Annotated in this window: 15 protein-coding genes and 1 pseudogene; 8 read left to right on the top strand and 8 right to left on the bottom strand. The window is 73.0% G+C overall.

The window, feature by feature from the left end:
- Positions 1-50: 50 nt before the first annotated feature.
- Both AB0F68_RS03315 and AB0F68_RS03320 read left to right on the top strand, forming a co-directional pair.
- Entirely contained in the window at positions 51-317 is a 267-nt protein-coding gene (locus AB0F68_RS03315) for a helix-turn-helix transcriptional regulator (protein WP_357332619.1), read from the top strand.
- 137 nt (positions 318-454) lie between these two features.
- Positions 455-1,399 (top strand): inositol-3-phosphate synthase, encoded by a 945-nt coding sequence (locus tag AB0F68_RS03320; protein ID WP_357332621.1) that lies wholly within the window; start codon positions 455-457, stop codon positions 1,397-1,399.
- Here the strand turns inward: AB0F68_RS03320 and AB0F68_RS03325 are convergent.
- The 4 genes and pseudogenes from AB0F68_RS03325 to AB0F68_RS03340 form a co-directional block, all read right to left on the bottom strand.
- On the bottom strand, positions 1,371-1,997 hold the full coding sequence (locus AB0F68_RS03325) for a hypothetical protein (protein WP_357332887.1): 627 nt from the start codon (positions 1,995-1,997) through the stop codon (positions 1,371-1,373). The two genes, AB0F68_RS03320 and AB0F68_RS03325, sit on opposite strands and share 29 nt — an antisense overlap.
- 77 nt (positions 1,998-2,074) lie before the next feature.
- The gene (locus tag AB0F68_RS03330; RefSeq protein WP_357332623.1) at positions 2,075-2,662 is read right to left on the bottom strand and encodes a GNAT family N-acetyltransferase; all 588 of its coding nucleotides are present in this window, start codon (positions 2,660-2,662) and stop codon (positions 2,075-2,077) included.
- A gap of 358 nt (positions 2,663-3,020) precedes the next feature.
- A pseudogene (locus AB0F68_RS03335) lies at positions 3,021-3,470 on the bottom strand (SRPBCC family protein); the annotation flags it as partial.
- Between the two features lie 141 nt (positions 3,471-3,611).
- Positions 3,612-4,496: a hypothetical protein gene (locus AB0F68_RS03340; protein WP_357332625.1), complete on the bottom strand. Its 885-nt coding sequence runs from the start codon at positions 4,494-4,496 to the stop codon at positions 3,612-3,614.
- Positions 4,497-4,808: 312 nt separating this feature from the next.
- Here AB0F68_RS03340 and AB0F68_RS03345 point away from each other — a divergent pair, with 312 nt between their 5' ends.
- Positions 4,809-7,019, top strand: coding sequence for an acyltransferase family protein (locus AB0F68_RS03345; RefSeq protein ID WP_357332627.1), 2,211 nt, complete (start codon positions 4,809-4,811; stop codon positions 7,017-7,019).
- A 27-nt stretch (positions 7,020-7,046) separates the two neighbouring features.
- Here the strand turns inward: AB0F68_RS03345 and AB0F68_RS03350 are convergent, their stop codons facing one another.
- Complete coding sequence (locus AB0F68_RS03350; protein WP_357332629.1) at positions 7,047-7,667, bottom strand: pyridoxamine 5'-phosphate oxidase family protein; 621 nt, start codon at positions 7,665-7,667, stop codon at positions 7,047-7,049.
- Between the two features lie 165 nt (positions 7,668-7,832).
- On the opposite strand from AB0F68_RS03350, the gene AB0F68_RS03355 reads away from it, so the two are divergent.
- The 3 genes from AB0F68_RS03355 (at position 7,833) to AB0F68_RS03365 (ending at position 10,037) form a co-directional block, all read left to right on the top strand.
- Entirely contained in the window at positions 7,833-8,339 is a 507-nt protein-coding gene (locus AB0F68_RS03355) for a DUF2231 domain-containing protein (RefSeq protein WP_357332631.1), read from the top strand.
- Complete coding sequence (locus AB0F68_RS03360) at positions 8,336-8,872, top strand: Hsp20/alpha crystallin family protein (RefSeq protein WP_357332633.1); 537 nt, start codon at positions 8,336-8,338, stop codon at positions 8,870-8,872. Before AB0F68_RS03355 ends, AB0F68_RS03360 begins: the two co-directional genes overlap by 4 nt.
- A 61-nt stretch (positions 8,873-8,933) precedes the next feature.
- Positions 8,934-10,037, top strand: coding sequence for a glycosyltransferase family 9 protein (locus AB0F68_RS03365; protein ID WP_357332888.1), 1,104 nt, complete (start codon positions 8,934-8,936; stop codon positions 10,035-10,037).
- Between the two features lie 3 nt (positions 10,038-10,040).
- On the opposite strand, the gene AB0F68_RS03370 is transcribed toward AB0F68_RS03365, so the two are convergent.
- On the bottom strand, positions 10,041-10,919 hold the full coding sequence (locus AB0F68_RS03370; RefSeq protein WP_357332635.1) for a glycosyltransferase family A protein: 879 nt from the start codon (positions 10,917-10,919) through the stop codon (positions 10,041-10,043).
- Complete coding sequence (gene rfaE2 / locus AB0F68_RS03375) at positions 10,916-12,760, bottom strand: D-glycero-beta-D-manno-heptose 1-phosphate adenylyltransferase (RefSeq protein ID WP_357332637.1); 1,845 nt, start codon at positions 12,758-12,760, stop codon at positions 10,916-10,918. The genes AB0F68_RS03370 and rfaE2 overlap by 4 nt, the downstream gene beginning before the upstream one ends.
- Before the next feature lie 121 nt (positions 12,761-12,881).
- Between rfaE2 and AB0F68_RS03380 the strand changes: the two genes are divergently transcribed.
- Together AB0F68_RS03380 and AB0F68_RS03385 are read left to right on the top strand one after the other, a co-directional pair.
- A complete protein-coding gene (locus AB0F68_RS03380; RefSeq protein ID WP_357332640.1) occupies positions 12,882-13,430 on the top strand; it encodes a type 1 glutamine amidotransferase domain-containing protein in 549 nt (182 codons plus the stop codon).
- Between the two features lie 51 nt (positions 13,431-13,481).
- Positions 13,482-15,155, top strand: a complete 1,674-nt coding sequence (locus tag AB0F68_RS03385; protein ID WP_357332642.1) for an MDR family MFS transporter — start codon at positions 13,482-13,484, stop codon at positions 15,153-15,155.
- A 33-nt stretch (positions 15,156-15,188) separates the two neighbouring features.
- Here AB0F68_RS03385 and AB0F68_RS03390 read toward each other — a convergent pair whose 3' ends face one another.
- Positions 15,189-16,073: a LysR family transcriptional regulator gene (locus tag AB0F68_RS03390; RefSeq protein ID WP_357332644.1), complete on the bottom strand. Its 885-nt coding sequence runs from the start codon at positions 16,071-16,073 to the stop codon at positions 15,189-15,191.
- Positions 16,074-16,126: the final 53 nt, after the last annotated feature.

The following is a 16,126-nucleotide window of genomic DNA, read 5'->3' on the forward strand; positions in this document are numbered from 1 at the left end:
ATTTTTATACCACGCCTGGCCGGGACGCTCCGGAGGGATATCCTGCTGGCATGGTTCGCCAACCGCTCACCGCCGAACAGATCGCGGCGGGCCAGCGCCTCGGAGCCGCCCTCCGGGCCGCGCGCGCCGGCCGCAGCCTCGTCGAGGTGGCCCTGGCGGCCGGCATCTCCCCCGAGACGCTGCGCAAGATCGAGGCGGGTCGTCTTCCCGCACCGGCGTTCGGCACCGTGGTGTGCCTGAGCCAGGCCCTCGACGTCCCCCTCGGCGACCTGGCCGACGTCTGGCTGGCCGACATGTCCATCCGCCAGGCGTCCTAGAGACCAGCCGCCCAAGTACTGCAGTAGGAGATCCGTTTCAGGATTGCCGGGGCGATGGCTGGTCTTGTGGCGGGAAAGGGACCATCAGCCGATGCCGCCAGATCAGGACGAGCGGCGTTCGCCGGTACCCTCGCACCATGATCGACAGGGTGAAGGTCGCGGTCGTCGGCGTGGGCAACAACACCTCAGCGTTGGTGCAGGGGATTGCCCTCCATCGCAGCACCGGCAGCCTGGTGGGCGTCCACCGGCCGGAGATCGCGGGGCTGGGCGTCGGCGACGTCGACGTCGTGGCGGCCTTCGCCCTCAGCGACGGCAAGGTGGGCAAGGACCTGCACGAGGCGATTTTCGAGCCGCCGAACAACTTTCCCCGACTCGACGCGGAGCTGCCGCCATCGGGTGTGACGGTGCAGCGTGGTCTCGTGGACTCGGCGGAGATCGAGCGGGTGGCGGAAGCGCTGAAGGGCGCCGAGGTGCTGCTCTACTCCGCGCCGAGCGGCCGGCCGGAAACGGCCCGAGCCTACGCCGAGGCGGCGCTCCTGGCGGGGGTGGCGTTCGTCAACACCACGTCGGACGCGATCGCTAGGGAGCCGTTGTGGCTCGAGCGATTCGAGGCCGCGGGCCTGCCGTTGCTCGGCGATGACCTGGCCAGCCAGTTCGGCGCCTCGGTGGTGCATCATGCACTGCTGCGGCTGCTCCAGGAGCGCGGTCTCACCCTGGTCAGCTCCTACCAGGTCAACCTCGGGGGCACCGAAGACTTCCGCAACCTGGTCGAGAACTCCAACACGAAGAAGCAGTCCAAGTTGAACGCCCTGGGGTCCCACGACAAGGTTCAGATGGCTCCGCTCGGATATCTTCCGCATCTGCAGTCCCAGAAGATCGCCCACCTCAACATCGAGGCGCAGGGCTGGGGTGAGACAGCGGTGAGCCTGGACGTGAAGCTGAAGGTGCATGACCCGAGCGGCGCTGCCGGCGTCAACATCGATCTGGTCCGCATGGCGGCTGCCGCTCTGCGTTCGGGTCGTGGCGGCTACCTGGCCGAGGCGGCGGCGCTCCTCAAGTCTCCCCCCGGGACGGCGATCTGACGAGGAGAGCCTCGTGCCGGCTCCACAGCCACTCCAGGTACTCCTGTAGTTCCGCCGGCGTGGCGACCCATCCTTCGCGCATGTAGTCGAGGATGCGTTTGACTTCCCCGGGCACGAGGTCGTAGGCGGTCGCTCCGGTCTCCGGGACGGGTGTTCCCGGAGAAACGGCCACGGGGAGCGGGATGACGGGGAGGCGAAGGCCGCTCCTGCCGAGTGCCTTGAGGACCGTGAGATAGACGCGGGCCAGGTGGTAGGGGGAGACGGTGAGCGCGAGGCTGGTGATGCCGCGGGCCTGGACCTGGCTGACGATCCAGTCGGCCTGCCGGCCGGTGTTGGGGGCCGGCTCGGCCTGGAGGTGGACCCCCTCGACGCGACGAAGGCCCAGGCTCCGCAGGTAGTCGAGCGTGACCTCGACGTAGGTCGCCTCAGCCGGGTTCCCGTTCGCCACAAAAAGGTGGCGGAGCTGCGGATTCGCCTCCCAGCTCCGGATCGCATGGGTGAGGCGCCATTCCTCGCCCTGGCCGGTGGCGACGACGAGTGCGTCGACGTGATCCGCGGCCGACTGGGGCAGGGTCAGGATCACCGTGAGGGCCTTCATGACCTCCAGGAACTGGCCGACGGTGTAGCCGGCAAGATCCTCTTCCGGCACGATCCGGGGAGTCGCTCGGTGGGGATTCACCGCGGCGGCTGCTGCATGATCCAGGTCGGCAGCGGTTCGGCGACCTGGCGTACCACCTGCCAGCCCGCCCGGCGGTAGACCTCGACGTTGGCCGGGTTGCTGGTCTCCAGCACCGCCGGCAGCCCGTCCGCCGCCGCCCGGCGCAGCCCGGCCCGCATGACGGCGTGGCCCCAGCGCCGCCCAGCGCGGTCGGGGTGGGTGCCGAGCACGCCCAGGTACCAGAACGGACCGGTCGGCAGCGCGGCGTGCACGGCCTCGTCGTAGGCGCGGACCCGGGCCAGCGCGTCGGCGGGCAGCTGGGCGGCGAGCGGGTCGGCCGGTCCGGCCTCCCCGCCGGCAGGCGGTTCCCAGATCGCCACCGAGGCTCCCCGGTCGATCGTCCAGATGCTGCCCCGGTGGACCCGCTTGTCGAAGAGGTGCCCGAAGAAGGCGGCGGCGTACCGGGGGTAGCCGGCCGGGTCGGGGAAGAGGTGCGTCAGGACGGGGTCGGCCGCGAAGGCGGCGACCAGCGAGTCGACGACCCGCCCTCGGTCCGCCGGGGTGGCGACGGTGATCTCCGGTGTGCGTCGTCCGAGGTCGGTCACGGGCGGCAAGGATACGCGCCGACGCGAAGCGAGCCCGGCGGGCACGGCGCGGGGGCCGGCCCACCGGGCTCGCTCCGGCAGGGAGGTGAAAGGCCTACAGGGTGCGGCGCGGGTCGGGCGGGAAGGCATCGCTCCGCTGCACGGGGACCTCGGTCACCACGTACTCGGTCTCCATCTCCGGGATGGGGTTCTCGTCGGTGTCCGTGCGGTGCTTGGCCGCCGCGGCGGCCCCGGCCGCGGCCGCGCCCGCAGCCACGGCACCCGCCGCGACCGCCTTGGCCGAGACGCCGGCCTTGCCGTCGTCGCCGAGCGAGGACGCGGCGTGCTCCACGCCGGGGGTGCCGAGGGTACGGCCCTCGTCGATGGCGCCGCGCCAGGCGCCCGTCTCCGCGCCCCGGTTCTCGATGTAGTTCTTGAACTCCTCCAGGTCGGCCTCGGCCCGCTTCTCGACGATGTGCAGCTTGTCGCCGGCCTTCTCGACCAGCCCCTCCGGCTCGTACTCGAGGGAGAGCCGGACCTGGGTGCGGCCGGTGCCGATCGGCTGGAAGTAGACGGCGCCGGCGTTGGTGGCGCCGCTGGTGGCGGCCCAGGCGACCTTGCGGTCCGGCACCTGCTCCAGGACCTTGGCGTCCCACTCGCGCTTCACGCCCGCGATCTCGGCGACCCAGTGGATCCGCCGGTCGTCGAGCTGGCGCACCTCCTGCACGCCGCCCATGAATCGGGGGAACTCCTCGAACTGCGTCCACTGGTTGTACGCGGTGCTGACCGGTACGTCGACTTCGATGGACTTCTCGACCTTCGTGGTCATGAGCACTCCTTGTCGTTCAGTCGTCGGTACTGAAATCGGTACCCCGGCAGATCCGGGCTAACCAGACCGGTGCCGATTCGGCCGAAATGCCGGAGGCCCGGGTCGACGCGCCGACCCGGGCCTCCGGAGTTCCGTGGGGGATCAGCCGTCCTCGCGGTTCGGGCTCTCCAGCCGGAAGAAGTTGCTCTGCTTCCCGTCGGAGCGTTCCTCCTGGTAGATGAAGTTCAGCCGGCGCTCGTCGAAGGTGCGGAACCAGTCCTCCCAGCTGATCTCCCGCAGCCGCTGCTCGCGGCCGTTGCTCGGGAAGTCGAAGCGCAACACCCCGGCGTGCCCGTCGTGCTCGGTACCGTCCACGGTGGTCGGTACGCCCTTGCGGGCCTCCGCCCACCGCCGGATCACCTCGTGGTCGGTGGTGACCAGGCTGCGGCCGGGCCGCTCCGGCTCGTCGTCGACGGAGGTGACCTCCTGGGCGTACTTGATCGACTTCGAGTTCTGCGGTCCCTTGCGAACACCGCCGCCGCCAGAGGAGGAGCGGGTCGAGCCGTCGGAGTCGTCGCGCAGGCTCTTGACCAGCGCCCGCACCAGGTCGGCCTTCTGCATGGCGGAGGTGCCGGTGACTCCCCGGCCGCGCAGCCGGCTGCGCAGCTCGTCGACCTTCAGCCGGGCGATCTCGCTCTCGTTGATGTCGGGGGTGTTCGGAGTCTGGTTGCCGGGCGGGTTCGCCGCCGACGAGGTGCTCTTCTTGGCGGACGAGGAGCCGCGGCGGGAGGACGAGCCGGCCCGGGCGGACGTGCTCTTCTTGGCGCCGTCCCGCATGGCCTTCACCAGGGCCTTGACCAGGTCGTCCTTGCGCAGGTCGGCGGTGCCGGTGACGCCGCGCCGGCGCAGCCGGTCGCGGAGTTGGTCGACCTTCAGCCGGGCGATCTCGCTCTCGTTGATGTCGGGGGTGTTCGGGGTCTGATTGCCCGGCGGGTTCGCGGTCGCGGTCGAGCCGCTGCCGCGCCCCGAGCTGCTCTTCGTGGGCATCGAACATCATCCTTCCTCGACCCGTGTCCAATGGGGGTTGCAGCGCGCGTGACGCGGTGGGCCGTCTGGAAATCTGTACCCCCAGTCGGCGGCCCAAACGTCCGTCAACCGGGTGCGGGGTGGCCCACGCCGGGGCCGAGCGGGAGGGTGGCCCTCGGTCACATGCCCGCCAGGGCGGCCCGTGACCGGGGAGAAGAGCAGCCACATCAGGCCGCCGAGCAGCGCCCCGACCGGGCCGTCCGCGATTGTCCACCCGCCTGACGAGCCGCTATCGTTCCCGAGGCCGGAACCCCCCGAAGCATGAGGATCGCGATGACTTCCCCGGAGTTGACGACCGTTGCCGCCCGGGGAAGGACCCACATCGAGAAGTCGGACGTCCCGGCCTCCCCGGCGGGCCCCGGCACCCCGCCGGACGCGGCAACCGGGCGCGAGCCGCGCAGGGAGCCCTCGTCGAGTCGATTCCGGACGGACGTCGCCGGGCTCCGCGCCGTGGCCGTCGGGCTGGTGCTGCTGTACCACGCCGGGCTGCCGTTCATTCCGGGTGGCTTCGTCGGGGTCGACGTCTTCTTCGTGATCTCCGGGTTCCTCATCACCGGGCAGCTCCTGACCGAGATCGAGCGCACCGGCCGCGTCTCGTTGCTTGGGTTCTACGCGCGGCGGGCCAAGCGGATCCTGCCCGCCGCGACGGTGGTGCTGGCGGCCACCGCCGTGGCGGTCCGGCTGTTCGTTCCCAGGAGCCAGTGGCACGACATCGGCGGCGACATCGCCTCCGCGGCGATCTACGTGGTGAACTGGCGGTTCGCCGACCGCTCGGTCGACTACCTGGCCGCGGACGCTCCGCCCTCGCCGGTCCAGCACTTCTGGTCGCTCGCCGTCGAGGAACAGTTCTACCTGGTCTGGCCTCTGCTGATCATCCTCGCGATCCTCGCGGCGAGGAGGCTGCGGCGGTCGAACGTGCGGCCGGTCCTCTGGGTCGGTCTCGCGATCCTGGCGGTGCCGTCGTTCGCCTGGTCGGTCGTGCAGACGGCGACCTCTCCGGAGCGTGCCTTCTTCGTCTCCACGACCCGGTTGTGGGAGCTCGCGGTCGGGGCGGGCATCGCCCTGGTCGCGACCAGCGCCGCGCGCATGCCACGGTCGCTGGCCGTCGTCCTCGGGTGGCTCGGTCTCGCCGCGATCGTGACAGCGGCGCTGCTGGTGACCGCGGGCACGGCGTGGCCCGGGTACGCAGCCGCGCTGCCCACGCTCGGCGCCGCCGCGGTGATCGCGGCCGGAGTCGCGGCCGGCTCGCGCGGCCCGCTCGTGCTCCTCGGCACCGGCCCGTTCCGATGGGTCGGCGACCTGTCGTACTCCCTGTACCTGTGGCACTGGCCGATGCTCATCGTGGCCGGCGCGTACTGGGACGGTCTGTCGTTGGCCCGCGGCATGGCGGTGGCGCTCGCCTCGGTGGTGCCGGCCTGGATCACCTTCCGGCTCGTGGAGAACCCACTGCGCTACTCGCGGGCGATCTCGAAGTCGCCGCGTCTCGCGTTGAGCCTCGGTGGCAACTTCACGATGGCCGGGATCTGCGCCGGCCTCGCCCTGGTCCTGATGGCGGCGTGGGCGGCCGCCGCCACGCCGAGCCGGGGCGGCCGGTACGCGCCCGGCGCGGCGCTGCTGTCGACCACCCCCGGCACCGCCCCGATCGGCCCGGTTCCGGAGCGGTTCGACTTCATCACGCCGGACCCCCTTCAGATCCAGCAGGGATTTATGGACGTTCCCGACACCAACCGGGACAAGTGCTTCCAGCAGGTCGTGGGGTCCGAGGTCCTGTCGTGCACCTACGGCAACCCTGACGGGGCCACCACCGTCGCCCTGGTGGGCGACTCCAAGATGGACCAGTGGCTGCCGGCGTTCCAGGTGCTGGCCGCGCAGAACGACTGGAAGTTGGTGATCGCCGCCAAGGCATCGTGCGCGTTCACCAGTGCCCCTGCGATCCGGGCCGACGACCCCAGCAAGCTCTACACCGACTGCGTCGAGTGGAACCGGACGCTGCTGCGCAGACTGGTCGAGGAGCGTCCCGACTACGTCGTCACCTCGCAGGCGGCGGCGCGCGCCTTCGACGCCGCGGGCAAGGGGTCGGTCGACGCGATGATCGCAGGGCTGCGCTCCAACTGGAAGGCGCTCGCCTCGGTGGGCACGAAGGTCATCGTCCTCGCCAACAACCCTGCTCCCGGCCCCGCCGTGACCTGCGCCGACAAGAACCGGAAGCACCTGTCGGCCTGCGCGTTCGACCGTAAGCGCCACGACGTGGAGCCGGCCTTCCTGACGCAGCGGAAGGCGGTGGCCGGGATGCCGGAGGTCAAGATGATCGACCTTTTCGACGCCATCTGCCCGACCGAGAAGTGCCCGGTGGTGTTCGGCAACGTCCTCATTTACCGCGGGGGTTCGCACATCGGCGCGGCCTACGTCAAGACCACGGCCCCGCACCTCGCTCGGGCACTGTCGGACATCGGCGTGCCGGTGAGCTTTTCCCCGTCGAAGTGACCGCCGCCGGACCGGCGGCGGGCGCGGTCAGGCGTAGATGGTCTTGACGTAGTCCGGGCCGTAGTGGCGTTCCAGGTCGGCGAGGTTCTCCGTCGGGGCCTCGACCTCCTTCACCAGCCGGGCGCGGGTCGGCAGCGCGTCGGGCCGCCAGGTCTCCGGCCGCCACAGCTCCGAGCGGAGGAACGCCTTCGCGCAGTGGTAGAAGATCTGCTCGATCGCCACCTCGACGGCGAGCACCGGCCGGTGTCCCTTGACCACCATGTCGGCGAAGTACGGCGCGTCGCGGACCAGCCGGGCCCGGCCGTTGATCCGCAGCGTGTCGGTGCGCCCGGGGATCAGGAAGATCAGCCCGACGTGGGGATTGGCCAGGATGTTGCGGTAGCCGTCGGCCCGCCGGTTGCCGGGCCGCTCGGGGATGGCGATGGTGGTCTCGTCCAGCACCAGGGTGAAGCCGGCCGGGTCACCCTTCGGGGAGACGTCGCAATCGCCGTCCACGCCGGCCGTGGCGACCAGGCAGAACGGCGAGGCGGCCAGCCACTCCCGGTCGCGCTGGTGCAGCACCGTGCGCTCCTTGTCCCGGGCCCGCTGCGTCGGTGCGCCCAGCAGTTCCGCCAACTCCTCCGGGCTGGTGATCTCCCGTGCCGTCACGACTTCCTCCCCCGTCCGTTGACCTTGACGGCGGTTCCGGCCCGGGAACGGCTGGTTTCCGCCATGGTCAGCCTAGGAGAGCGGGTCGACCGCGAGGTTTGCCCCCGGAACGGGCGGGTACGGACTGAGCCGCAGCGCGCCCGGACGCGATCGATGGAGGCGGAGATGGAGAGCCGACTGAAGGTGCTCGGCCATCCCGTGCACCCGATGCTGGTGATGTTCCCGGTCGCCCTCCTGGTGACCGCGGTGATCTTCGACGTGATCGACACCGTGGGCGGGCCGGACTTCCTCGGCGAGGTCGCCTACTGGAACATCACGGTCGGCCTGATCGGCGGCCTGCTGGCCGCGGCGGCCGGCGCCTTCGACCTGCTCGCCCTGCCCACCGGCACCCGGGCCAAGCGGGTCGGGCTCACCCACGCCGCCGCCAACGTCGCGGTGATCCTGCTCTTCGCCGCGGTCTGGGTGGTCCGGCTCAACGCCGACTCCCGGGCCGCCGGGGGCGCCCTGATCGCCATCGAGGTGGTCGCCGTGGCCATCCTCGGCGTCAGCGCCTGGCTCGGCGGCGAGCTGGTGGACCGGCTGGGCGTGGGTGTCGACCCGGAGCACGACCTGAACGCGCCGAGCTCGCTGCGACCCCCCTCGGCGACCCAGCGGATCGGAGACGTGCGATGACGGAACAGAGCGGCGGTCGGGGCTGGCGGGGTCGCCAGCAGGGCTGGGACCCGATGGGCGAGCTGCAGTCGCTGCGCGCCGAGCTGAGCCGCCTGGTCGGTGGCCGAGGCGGCAGCCCGGACGTCGAGCTGACCGAGATCGCCGACGGCTGGGAGGTGGTCGTCCGGCTGCCCGGCGTGGCTCCCGAGGAGGTGGCCGTCGAGCTGGACGACCGGGAGCTGTGCGTACGGGCCCGCTCGGAGGCCGAGGTCAACGCCGACCAGGGCATCCCGGGCGGGTTCACCACGCGGGGCTTCGAATACCGGGTGGACCTGCCGTCCCGGGTGGACCCGGACCGGATCGACGCCGTGATGGACCACGGCCTGCTCCGGGTGCGGCTGCCCCGGGCGGCCCGGCCCGCGCCGCGGACCATCACCGTCGGCCGCACCGGCCCACGCGCGACCTCTGGGGGTACGCGGACCGTGGCCGACCCGGCCGCGGACCGGGAGCTGCACCACCCGGACACCGCGGTCGAAGAGATCGACCGGCCGTAGGGGTCGCGTGGCCACCCTGTCCGACGACTCCAGCTCGGCGCGTCGGTCGCCGCGCCGCGACCTGGAGCCGTCGTCGGTGCTCGGCCCGGTCGGCGAGCGCGTCCCCGACGTCGAGCGGATCGCCGTGCTGCGGGCCAACGCGCTCGGCGACTTCATCTTCGTGCTGCCGGCGCTGGAGGCGCTGCGGGCCGCGTACCCGTCGGCGGAGATCGTGCTGCTCGGCGCGCCGTGGCACGCGCAGCTCTGGCGCGACCGCCCCGGCCCGGTGGACCGGGTGCTGGTGGTCCCGCCGGCGCCCGGCATCCGCGAACCCGGGCCGGACGAGCCGCCGTCCGCGCTGGCGGACTTCCTCGCGGCGGGCCGGAAGGAGCAGTTCGACCTGGCCCTGCAACTGCATGGCGGGGGCGCCAACTCCAACCCGATGATCGCCGGGCTGGGCGCCCGGGTCACCGCCGGCCTGCGGGCCGAGGACGCGCCGCCGCTGGACCGCTGGATCCGGTACGTCTACTACCAGCACGAGGTGATCCGTTACCTGGAGGCGGTGGCCCTGGTCGGGGCGGAGGCGGTGACGATCACCCCGGCGCTGGCGGTGACCGACGCCGACCGGGCCGAGGCCCGGGACGTGCTCGGCGAGCCGACCGGGCCCCGGGTGGCGCTGCACCCGGGGGCCACCGACAGCCGGCGGCGCTGGCCGCCGGAGCGCTTCGGCGAGGTCGCCCGGGCGCTGGCCGGCGACGGCTACGAGGTGCTGGTCACCGGCACTCCCGCCGAGCGGGAGACGGTGGACGAGGTGGTCGCCGCGGCCGGTGTGCCGGTCCGCCCGCAGGTCGGCACGCTCAGCCTGGGCGGGCTGGCCGCCGCGTACGCGGGCTGCGCGCTGGTGGTCTCCAACGACACCGGCCCGCTGCACCTGGCCGCCGCGGTCGGCGCCCCGACGGTCGGCATCTACTGGATCGGCAACCTGATCAACGGGGCCACGCCGCTGCGCGTCCGGCACCGCCCGATCGCCTCGTGGACCACCAACTGCCCGGTCTGCGGCATCGACTGCACACGGGACATCTACCCGCACCGCCCCGGCGACGGGGAGTGCCCGCACCGCGACTCGTTCGTCGCCGACGTCCCGACGGCCGAGGTGGTCGAGGCCGCTCGCGAGCTGCTGGGGTGAGGGTCAGGCCGGCTGCGGGGTGTCCGACTCGGTCACCACGACCTCCCACGCCTCCACGTCCCGCTCGGTGACCGTGGTCGGCGACTCCAGGTGGTAGGCCCCGCTGGGCAGCACGCCGGCGCCGCCGTGCCGCTCCAGCACAGCGAGCTGCGCGGCGACGTCCTCGCCCTGGTGCCGTTCCTGGAGCCGGCGCCAGAAGTCGAAGCCGCCGGAGTCGATCAGCTTGGCCCGGTCGTAGAGCACGCACCCGCCGATCCAGGAGACCTTGTACGCCCGCCACGCCCCGGCCGGCAGCCGCAGCTTCTCGGTGACGTGCAGCAGGTTCGCCGCCGGGTGGATGGACGCCCGCTGCCACTCCGGCGTGCCGGGCCGGATCCGCTCGGGCACCGGCCGGCCCGGCCACTCCTCGTAGTGCCCGTGCGTCTCCGGGCGCACGTCGTCGGCGTAGGAGAGCCCGTGCACGGCGTTGCCGACGAAGCCGCAGCCCAGCTCCCGGATGGCGGTGACCAGCCGGGACACCGTGCCCGGCTCCAGCCAGACGTCGTCGTCGAGGCAGAGCACGTACCGGGCGGCCGACCGGTCCAGCAGGGAGGCCCGGTGCTCGGCCAGCCCGCGCCGGGGCAGCCGCCGGGTCAGCAGCACCGGGTGCCCCCGGTGGCGCAACGCCCGGACCATGGTGGCCGCGGCCGGGTGCGCGTACGCCGGGTCGCCGTCGGACTGGTCGCTCACCACCACCCCGAAGTCCGGTACGCCCTCCTGCGCGGCCAGCCCGGAGAGGGTGACCGCCAGTTCGGCGGGCCGGTTGCGGGTGGGGATCAGCACGTCGAGCTGCCGGGGGCGGCGGAACTCCTCGGGTGCGCCGAGGTCGAGCGGACGGTTCACGCGGGCCTGCCCTCGCCCACCGGCGGTACGACCGGGTGGGCCCGGATCCGGTCGATGATCGCCGAGGTGGAGCGGTCCGGCACGTACCCGAGGGTGCGCACCTGGCCGCCCAGCCGGCGGACCAGCGGGGCCTCCGGGACCATCTCGGGCGGGTAGTCGCCGCCCTTGACGTAGACGTCCGGGCGGACCGCCTCGATCAGCTTCGCCGGGGAGTCCTCCTCGAACACCACCACGTGGTCGACGCACTCCAGCGCGGCGAGCAGGGCGGTGCGGTCCTCGACCGGGTTGACCGGCCGGTCCGGACCCTTGAGCCGGCGTACGCTGCCGTCCGAGTTGACGGCCACGACCAGCAGGTCGCCGAGCGCGCGGGCCTGGGTCAGGTAGCGGACGTGCCCGGGGTGCAGCACGTCGAAGCAGCCGTTGGTGAAGACGATCGACCGGCCGGCCCGGCGATGCTCGGCGACGATCGCGGTCAGCTCCTCGGCGCCCACCTGGGTCGGCCGCCCGGCGTCCTCCGGCCCGCTGCCCAGCGCGTCGAGCAGGTCCTCCCGCCGGCACACGCAGGTGCCGGTGTCGGAGACGGTGATGGTCGCGGCGAGCTGGGCGAGCTGCGCGGCGGTCGGCAGGCTCGCCTCTGCCGCCAGCGCCAGGGTCATCGCCGCCAGGTACGCGTCCCCGGCCCCCACGGCGTGGCTGGCCGGGACCGGGGTGCTGTGGCTGCGCCGGGGTTCGCCGTCGGCCCCGCCGACCACCGCGCCCTCGGTGTCCAGGGTCACCGCCACCACGTCCGCGCCGGTGTGCTCGCGCAGCTCGTCCAGGCGGGACTCGGCCAGCACGGCCCGGTCCACGCCGGCGCCGGCCGCCGCGTTGACGGTGACGCCGGTGCCGGTGACGCTGAGCCCGTCCCCGGTCAGCGCGACCCGTTCCTCGGCGGGCGTCGGCTCGCCGGTCGGGCCGGGGGCCCCGTCGTGCTCGGTCGCGGGCGCGCCGGAGGTCGGGTGCGGGCTACCCGGGGCCCGTTCGCCGGCACCGCCCGGGGCCGCGCCGACGACCAGCTCGGAAGGGCCGTCGGCCGGGTCGGCCAGGTGGTCGAGGTGCAGGTCGCCGGCGGTCGCGCCGCGGGCTCCGGTCCGATGCCCGCCGTTGAAGCCGGCGGCGGCCCGGGCCAGCAGCCGGGTCGCCTCGGCGAAGCTCGGGGTCACCACGGTCGGGTTGAGGCCGCGCCAGTCGGCCAGGTCGTGCGCGTCGAGCGCCACGGTGGCGTACCGGTCCCGGTTGGCGACCAGCCAGGCGCGCACCGCGGAGGGCAGCGCGCCCAGGCCGTAGTCGCACACCACCAGGGTGAGCGGCCGCCCGGCGGCCGCCGCGCGCAGCTCCTCCGTGGCGCAGTGCAGCGCGGTCAGCAGGCGGGCCACCCCGTCGTCGTCGAGCGCGTCGTCCGGGTCGCCGGAGTCCTCGCGGAGCAGGATCTGATTGCCGGCGAGCATCCGCCGCTTCACCGGCGTGGGGCGGCCGGGCTGGTTGACCGTGCGGTCCCAGACGGCCGCCCGGTCGAGGCAGTCGTGCAGCTCGTCACCGGCCACGTCGGCGCCCACCGGGGCGACCAGGGCGGCCCGGCCGCCGAGGGCGGCCACGTTGACCGCGGTGTTCGCCGCGCCGCCGGCTGCGGAGATCCGCCTGCGCAGGGTCAGGACCGGCGCGGGCGCCTCCCGGCAGAGCCGTTCCGACTCCGCGAACCGCCACTCGTCCAGCATGGCGTCGCCGACGACCAGCACGGGACGCCCCTGCCAACCCGCCACGACGGTGGCGAGCCGGCGCTCTTCCGCTGCTGCTCCTGCCATGTCCCTTCGGGTCCCCCGAGCGGGACCGGCCAAACCTCCGCTGCGGGCCACCCGCGGTGCCCGGTTTCGGCGGGTCCGGCCCGGGAACGGGTGCAGACAGACCCCGGAGAGGAGAACCACCATGGCAGCGACGTTGCAGGGCAAGCGGATCGCCTTCCTGGCCGCCGACGGCGTCGAGGAGGTCGAGTACACCAAGCCCCGCGAGGCGGTGGAGAACGCCGGCGCCCGGGTCGAGCTGGTCTCCATCAGGCCCGGTTCGATCCAGGCCTTCAACCACCTGGACCACGGCGGGCAGTACCCGGTCGACGTGACGACCAAGGAGGCGGACGCGGGGGCGTACGACGCGCTGGTGCTGCCCGGCGGCGTGGCGAACCCGGACTTCCTGCGGACCGACCCCGACGCGGTGCGGTTCGTGAAGTCGTTCTTCGCGGCCGGCAAGCCGGTCGGGGTGATCTGCCACGGCCCGTGGACGCTGGTCGAGGCCGACGTGGTGCGGGGCCGGACGATCACCTCGTGGCCGAGCCTGCGCACCGACCTCACCAACGCCGGCGCGAACTGGGTGGACCAGCAGGTGGTCACCGACAAGGGCCTGGTCAGCAGCCGCAAGCCGGACGACCTGCCGGCCTTCTGCGTCAAGATCGTCGAGGAGTTCGCGGAGGGGAAGCACTGACTTCTTCTCCCACCGGGGGCATGATCCGCTCCCGGTGGGAAAGGAAGCGGGATGACAGCCCAGGCCGCTCGTCCCGTGCTGCACGCCCGCCAGATCCGCCTGCTGATGCTCGGCCTGATGACCGGCATGCTGCTGGCGGCACTCGACCAGACCATCGTCGGCACCGCGCTGCCCACGATCGTCGGCGAGCTGGGCGGGATCAACCACTACTCGTGGGTGGTCACCGCCTACCTGCTCGCCTCCACGGCGTCGACACCGCTCTACGGCAAGATGGCCGACCTGTACGGGCGCCGCCCCGTCTTCCTCTTCTCAATCGGCACGTTCCTGCTCGGCTCGCTGCTGGCCGGCCTGTCGCAGAACATGACCCAGCTGATCGTCACCCGGGGCGTGCAGGGCCTCGGCGCAGGTGGCCTGCTGACGCTGGCCTTCACCATCATCTCGGACGTGGTCTCACCCCGGGAACGCGGCCGCTACCAGGGCCTGTTCGGCGCCGTCTTCGGCATCTCCTCGGTGGCCGGCCCGCTGGTCGGCGGCTACTTCGCGGAGACCAACTGGCGATGGATCTTCTACATCAACGTGCCGCTGGCCATCCTCGCCATCGTGGTCTGCTACCACGTCATGCGGCTGGTGCCGTTCCAGCGCCGGGAGCACACCGTCGACTGGGTCGGCGCGGGGCTGCTGGTCGCCGGGGTGAGCAGCCTGCTGCTCGCGCTGAGCTGGGGCGGCAACGAGTACGCCTGGGGCTCCGGGGTGATCATCGGGCTGTTCGTGGCCGGGGCGGTGCTGGGCGTGCTCTTCGTGCTCCAGGAGGCCCGGGTACGCGAGCCGATCCTGCCGCTGCGGCTGTTCCGCAGCGCCACCTTCGCGCTGGCCAACTCGGCGGGCTTCGTGCTCGGTCTGGTGATGTTCGGGTCGATCATCTTCATCCCGCTCTACCTGCAGATCGTCAAGGGCGCTTCGCCGACCCGCAGTGGCCTGCTGATGCTGCCGATGATGGCCGGCATCATCTTCACCTCGATCATCACCGGACGGGCGATGAGCCGGATCGGCCGCTACAAGTGGTTCCCGGTGGCCGGCGCGGCCGTGCTGGTCGCCGGCATGCTGCTGTTCCGGCAGCTCCAGGTGGCCACCTCGCTCTGGGCGGCCTTCGGCTACATGGTGGTGATCGGCGTCGGACTGGGCCTGTGCATGCAGTCGCTGATCCTGGCCGTGCAGAACGCGGTCGACCCGCGCGACCTGGGCGCCGGCACCTCCTCGGCCACCTTCTTCCGCTCGCTGGGCGGCTCGTTCGGCGTGGCCATCCTGGGCGCGGTGCTGTCGTCCCGGCTCACCGGCGAGCTGGCCGGCCGGCTGCCGGGGGCGATCGCCCAGCTCCCGCCGGACCAGCGGGCGGCGGTGGCGGCCGGCGGCGGCGCCAACATCTCGATCAACGACCCGGCGACGATCATGGCCCTGCCCGGCCCGGTGCGGGCCGCCATCCAGGCCTCGTTCGTCGAGTCGCTGCACCTGGTCTTCCTGACCACCGGGCTGGTCGCCATCGTGGCCGTGCTGGTCACCCTGGCCATGCCGAACGAGCAGCTGCGCGGCGCCGGCCCGCACGGCTCGACCGGCGGCGCGGACCCGCTCGGCGGTCCGGCGGCCGCCGCCGGCGGCAAGCCCATCACCAAGGAGTCCAAGGACGAGGCCGCCGCCGACATGGAGTCCAAGTCCCAGACCATGCTCTGACCGGCCGCCGCTGCCGGCGGGCGCGGCCGCGGCTCACCGGGCCGTGAGCAGGTCGAGGATCAGCGCCAGCGGCGGCCAGGCCGCCCGGCCGCGGCGGGTCACGGCGTACGCGCGCAGCAGGGCCCGCGGTCCGGTGAGCGGCAGCAGGCGGACGCCCGGCACGGTGGGCTGGTCGCCGGGGAGCAGGCCGACGCCCAGCCCCGCGACGATGAGGTCCTGGACCAGGTCGAGGCTGTCGGCGCGGTGCACGATCCTGGGCTCGAAGCCCGCCATCGAGGCGATGGTCCGGACCACCACCTCGTCGGCCGTGTTGCGCGAGTTGACGATCCAGTCCGCGTCGTGGAACCGGTCGAAGACCGCCGGGGCGTCCGCCGCCGGGCCGGGCGCCCCGGCGGCCGGCACCCCGAGGTGCCAGGCCGCCGACCAGAGCGGCGTGGCCTCCAGCGCAGGGTCGGCCGAGAGCGGGGCCAGGTTGTAGTCGTAGATGAGCGCGAGGTCGACGTCGTCGGCCGCGAGCAGCGCGTACGCCTCGGCCGGCTCGTGCTCGTCGATGCGGAGGCGCACCCGCGGGTGGTCCGCCGCCAGCCGCGCGGTGAGCGGGAGCAGCGAGCGCCGGACGGCGGTGGCGAAGCCGGCGACGCGTACCGTGCCGGCCGGTTCGGCCCGCGGGTCCAGGTCGAGCCGGGCCGCGTCGACCGCGGCGAGGATCGTCACGGCGTGTTCGGCCAGCCGGCGCCCGGCCGGGGTGAGCCGGACGCGGCGGCCGTGCGGCTCGACCAGTTCGGTGCCGACCTCCCGGGCCAGCACCGCGAGCTGCTGCGACACCGTCGACGTGGTGACGTGCAGCTCGTCGGCGACCTGGCGCATCGAGCCGAGCCGGGCCAGTTCCCGCAGCAGGCGGAGGCGACGGAGGTCCACGGAAGCGATTGTTCATGATTGCCGAACGATGCGTCCAGGAATGGCACGTGGAC

It is taken from the genome of Micromonospora sp. NPDC023966 (genome assembly GCF_040639095.1).
Taxonomy (GTDB): domain Bacteria; phylum Actinomycetota; class Actinomycetes; order Mycobacteriales; family Micromonosporaceae; genus Micromonospora.

What these genes read in the sequence shown, in the direction of transcription:
- AB0F68_RS03315 (WP_357332619.1), top strand. Translation starts at nt 51, where the DNA reads ATGGTTCGCCAACCGCTCACCGCCGAACAGATCGCGGCGGGCCAGCGC.
- AB0F68_RS03345 (WP_357332627.1), top strand. Translation starts at nt 4,809, where the DNA reads ATGACTTCCCCGGAGTTGACGACCGTTGCCGCCCGGGGAAGGACCCAC.
- AB0F68_RS03355 (WP_357332631.1), top strand. Translation starts at nt 7,833, where the DNA reads ATGGAGAGCCGACTGAAGGTGCTCGGCCATCCCGTGCACCCGATGCTG.
- rfaE2 (WP_357332637.1), bottom strand. Translation starts at nt 12,760, where the DNA reads ATGGCAGGAGCAGCAGCGGAAGAGCGCCGGCTCGCCACCGTCGTGGCG.
- AB0F68_RS03360 (WP_357332633.1), top strand. Translation starts at nt 8,336, where the DNA reads ATGACGGAACAGAGCGGCGGTCGGGGCTGGCGGGGTCGCCAGCAGGGC.
- AB0F68_RS03320 (WP_357332621.1), top strand. Translation starts at nt 455, where the DNA reads ATGATCGACAGGGTGAAGGTCGCGGTCGTCGGCGTGGGCAACAACACC.
- AB0F68_RS03380 (WP_357332640.1), top strand. Translation starts at nt 12,882, where the DNA reads ATGGCAGCGACGTTGCAGGGCAAGCGGATCGCCTTCCTGGCCGCCGAC.
- AB0F68_RS03325 (WP_357332887.1), bottom strand. Translation starts at nt 1,997, where the DNA reads ATGAAGGCCCTCACGGTGATCCTGACCCTGCCCCAGTCGGCCGCGGAT.
- AB0F68_RS03385 (WP_357332642.1), top strand. Translation starts at nt 13,482, where the DNA reads ATGACAGCCCAGGCCGCTCGTCCCGTGCTGCACGCCCGCCAGATCCGC.
- AB0F68_RS03340 (WP_357332625.1), bottom strand. Translation starts at nt 4,496, where the DNA reads ATGCCCACGAAGAGCAGCTCGGGGCGCGGCAGCGGCTCGACCGCGACC.